The organism is Arthrobacter sp. Hiyo1, from assembly GCF_001263615.2.
Classification (GTDB): Bacteria; Actinomycetota; Actinomycetes; order Actinomycetales; family Micrococcaceae; genus Arthrobacter.
The window spans coordinates 235450-239089 of the sequence record NZ_DF952472.1 but is presented as its reverse complement, the minus strand read 5'-3'; the positions used below and the strand labels follow the sequence as shown (position 1 = coordinate 239089).

Below are 3640 nucleotides of genomic sequence, written 5' to 3'. Positions count from 1 at the left end.
GGCGTACGTCAATCACTGATCACAACATAAGGAAAAGCAGAATGACTGACAACAACTTCACACAGATCTTCCCTCTCGGGGAGAAGAACGACGCCTACGCCCAGTACTTCATTGGCCAGAGCTACCTGGCCCCGCTCGCCGGCGGGATCGTGCCGGTCAGCAACGTCTCTTTCGAGCCGGGATGCCGCAACAACTGGCATATCCACCACGGCACCGATGGGGGAGGCGATCAAATCCTGATCTGCACTGCGGGCAGCGGCTGGTACCAGGCAGAGGGCACCGAGCCGATCAGCCTGGAGCCGGGAGCGGTGATCCGTGTGCCGGCCGGCACGAAGCATTGGCATGGGGCGAAGGAAGACTCGTGGTTCTCCCACGTCGCCTTCATCACCCCGGGTGAGAACGTCAGCAACGAATGGCTCGAGCCCGTCACCGACGAAGTGTACGCCCAGCCGCCGAAGAACGAAGAAGGCGCATGAGCATTCTGAACGAGAGCTACACACTAGCCAACGGCGTCGAGATTCCCAAGCTGGGCCTCGGCACCTGGTTCATCGACGACGACAAAGCTGCTGACGCGGTGAAGGCCGCGATCGAGATCGGCTACCGCAACATCGACACAGCTCAGGCCTACGGCAACGAGCGCGGTGTGGGCGAAGGGATCCGCACCAGCAGTGTCGCTCGTGAAGAGCTGTTCGTCTCGACCAAGCTGGCTGCGGAAATCAAGGACTATGACGGTGCGGTGGCAGCGATCGATGGGTCGCTGGAGAAGCTCGGGCTCGAGTACATCGACCTGATGCTCATCCATTCTCCGCAGCCGTGGGACGACTTTCGCGGCGGGGACTACGCAGACGGGAACCGTCAGGCATGGCGTGCCCTGGAAGCCGCCTACCGAGCCGGCAAGGTCCGTTCCATCGGGGTGTCGAACTTCCTGGAATCCGACCTGGACACCATCCTGTCCACCGCGACCGTGGTCCCGCAGGTGAACCAGCTCCTGGTCCACGCGGGCAACACGCCGGCGGACCTGCTGGCCTACTGCGTGAGCAAGGGTATCCTTGTCCAGGCATACTCGCCGATTGCCCACGGGGAGATGCTGAAGAACACCGAGGTGCGGGCGATAGCAGGGAGATACGGGGTGACGGTGCCGCAGCTGTGCATCCGGTACACGCTGCAGCTGGGCACGGTGTCGCTGCCGAAGACCGCCAACCCCGAGCACATGCGCTCCAACGCCGAAGTCGACTTCGTCATCGCCGATGACGACATGGCCGCGCTGCGCAAGCTGCAAGACATGGACTACGGCGAGCACACCGCTTTCCCGGTCTACGGCGGCAAGCGACACAGGAGGACGATGAAGGATGACGGCTTGGACTCCGCAGCAGCTTGAGGAGATCGGCTCGACCGACGACTTCCACATCTCGCCCTACCGTGATGACGGCACGACTCCGGGCACACCGACCTGGATCTGGTCTGTCGTCGTCGAGGGTGACGTGTACGTTCGCGCGTACAACGGGCCCGCATCCCGCTGGCACAGCTCAGCGATGACGCAGGGGGCTGGGCGCATCCGCGCCGGCGGCATCGACGCTGAAGTTGCGTTCACCCCGGTGGACGGCGAGATCAACGACCGCATCGACGCAGCCTATGCGAAGAAATACGCAGGCAGCCCGTATCTACCGCCGATGACCTCAACGAGGACTCGCGCGGCGACAGTGCGCGTCGACCCGAGGTAGGGCTCCCTCCCTCCGACCGCTGATCGAGCTGGGCAGTCCGGCGTCGACGACGCCCGGCTCAATCAGAGGCACACGGCCGTCCGAGAAGACCTCGATCAGCTTGCCGGTTTCCTTTTCGTGAGCTGGTCGAGGAATACCCCGATGAGGTAACGGAGCCAAGCAGGTTCGTGCCGATCACGACGCCTTGCACCCTTTGCAGCCGGTCATGAGGGACACCCGATCGGTGAGGTCAATGCGTCCCGCGATCGATCCGATGGCCGCTTCGCTTGACGTGACTCATATCACCTGACATGATGGTTGCTGGTTCTTTCGAGACCTGGGTATGTAACTCGCTTCGGGCGAGGCAAGGCTCAAGCTCTGCGACCTTCATCGGTCAACCGGCTTGGGCCTTTTTCGTGCCCCGAAACAGGATCACCTGAAACAGCTCAAGCCGCGTTGCCTCACACCTCCGCCCAATGAAGGGCGGATCTGAGAACGCGAGGAAATCATGAGCAAGCAATACGCTCCCTTAGCCGCAGACATCGTGCGGCTGGTTGGCGGCAAAGCCAACATCACCGAGGCCTACCACTGCCAGACCCGGCTTCGTTTCGCCCTCAAGGACGAGTCCGCCGTCGCGCTGGACGAACTGAACGCCACTGAAGGCATCGCAAAAACCCTCTCCAAGGGCGGAGTTTTCCAAGTGGTGGTCGGCATGCACGTCAAGGACGTGTTTGACGAAGTGGAGCGCGAGCTCGGCGATCTGTCTGCCAACGCCAAGGACGACGACGGCCCAGCCAAGGGCAAGCGCAAAAACGTGGGCAGCGCGGTCATCGAGTTCGTCTCCAGCGTCTTCCAGCCCCTCATCCCGGCTCTGTCTGGTGCTGGTATGGTCAAGGCCCTCCTGGCCCTGCTGGTCGTCCTGAAGGTAGTGAACACCGGCTCCCAGACCTACGTGCTGGTGAACCTCTTCGCAGATGCGGTGTTCTACTTCCTGCCCGTGCTCCTGGCGTTCAGCGCGGCACAGAAGCTGAAAATCAGCCCCATCCTGGCCGCCGCGGTCGCCGCCACGATGCTGCACCCCAATTGGGTGGCCCTAGTGACAAAGAAAGAGCCGGTCAGCTTCTTCGAGATCCTACCCTTCCCGCTGGTGAACTACTCAGGTGCGGTCATCCCGATCATCCTGGTCATCTTCGCCCAATACTACGTGGAGCGCAGTCTCACCCGGGTAATCCCGAAGTCCGTGAACCTCGTGTTCGTCCCCATGCTGACCTTCCTCATCATGGGCACTCTGGCCCTCGGCGTCCTGGGCCCGATCGGCAGCATCCTCAGCGGCTACCTGGGCTCGTTCTTCACCTTCCTCAGCACCAACGCCGCCTGGGCACCGGCCCTGTTGGTCGGTGCGACCCTTCCGGTGATGGTCATGTTCGGCCTGCACAACGGCATCGCGCCCCTCGGTGTCGTCCAGCTGGCCCAGACGGGCAAGGAGAGCATCTTCGGCCCGGGCGCCCTGGTCTCCAACATCGCCATGGGTGCAGCGTCCCTGGTCGTCGCTTTCCGAACCAAGGACAAGAAGACGCGTCAGATTGCCACCGCGGGCGGCATCACCGGCCTGATGGGCATCACCGAACCGATCCTCTACGGTGTGGCTCTGCCCAAGCGGTACCCGCTGATCGCGGCCATGATCGGTGGCGGCGCGGGCGGCCTGTACGCTGGCCTGTCCCAGGCGCACCGTTTCGCCACCGGATCCTCCGGCCTGCCTGCCGTGCTCCTCTACATCGGTGACAACACGCTGGTGAACATGATCAACATCATCATTGCCTTGGTCATCTCCGCGGTGGTCTCCGCCGTGCTGACCTTCATCCTCTCGTTCAAGTTCGAAAAGTCCGCCGGCGAAGCAACTGCGGCAGCGGACGACGCCGTCGCCGCACCGTCCGGCCGCC

At 62.9% G+C, this 3640-nt stretch carries 4 protein-coding genes; all 4 read left to right on the top strand.

Translation table 11 applies throughout. The features are described 5' to 3' along the window. The first annotated feature begins 41 nt into the window (after positions 1-41). A complete protein-coding gene (locus AHiyo1_RS14765; RefSeq protein WP_059389077.1) occupies positions 42-476 on the top strand; it encodes a cupin domain-containing protein in 435 nt (144 codons plus the stop codon). Then, positions 473-1378 carry an aldo/keto reductase gene (locus AHiyo1_RS14760; protein ID WP_059389076.1) on the top strand — a complete coding sequence of 302 codons (906 nt, stop codon included), beginning with the start codon at positions 473-475 and terminating at the stop codon, positions 1376-1378. The genes AHiyo1_RS14765 and AHiyo1_RS14760 overlap by 4 nt, the downstream gene beginning before the upstream one ends. Then, positions 1350-1721: a DUF2255 family protein gene (locus tag AHiyo1_RS14755; RefSeq protein WP_059389075.1), complete on the top strand. Its 372-nt coding sequence runs from the start codon at positions 1350-1352 to the stop codon at positions 1719-1721. The genes AHiyo1_RS14760 and AHiyo1_RS14755 overlap by 29 nt, the downstream gene beginning before the upstream one ends. A 487-nt stretch (positions 1722-2208) precedes the next feature. Next, positions 2209-3640: PTS transporter subunit EIIC (locus AHiyo1_RS14750; protein ID WP_113990674.1), on the top strand; the 1432-nt coding region annotated here is incomplete at its 3' end.